This window comes from Leifsonia sp. SIMBA_070 (assembly GCF_046534635.1).
GTDB lineage: Bacteria > Actinomycetota > Actinomycetes > Actinomycetales > Microbacteriaceae > Leifsonia.
Genome location: NZ_JAWRYK010000409.1, coordinates 1 through 264 on the forward strand (window position 1 = coordinate 1; position 264 = coordinate 264).

General features: G+C 69.3%; 1 protein-coding gene. It reads right to left on the bottom strand.

Translation table 11 applies throughout. From position 1 onward, the window contains the following. On the bottom strand, positions 1–264 hold a 264-nt coding region (locus SB754_RS20870; protein ID WP_410784262.1), incomplete at both ends, for an aconitase family protein.

Below are 264 nucleotides of genomic sequence, written 5' to 3' on the forward strand. Positions count from 1 at the left end.
GGCTCGAGGTCCATGTACTCGTACGCGCGCTGAGCCGCCTGACGCTCCCCCTCGTCGGCGAAGCTGTCGAGAGTCGGCACGGTCTGCGACAGCGAGACGCCCTGTCCGGGGTTGGTGCCCCACGTGACGAAGGGCTCGAGCTCGTTCGCGTCGATGAACACCTCGGCGTCGAACGTCGCGCCCTCGTCGGTCGGCAGCGTCTTCCAGTAGGCTACCGCGTCGTCCCAGTCCTGCCCCGTCGGCGCGTGGTCTCGGCCCTTGACG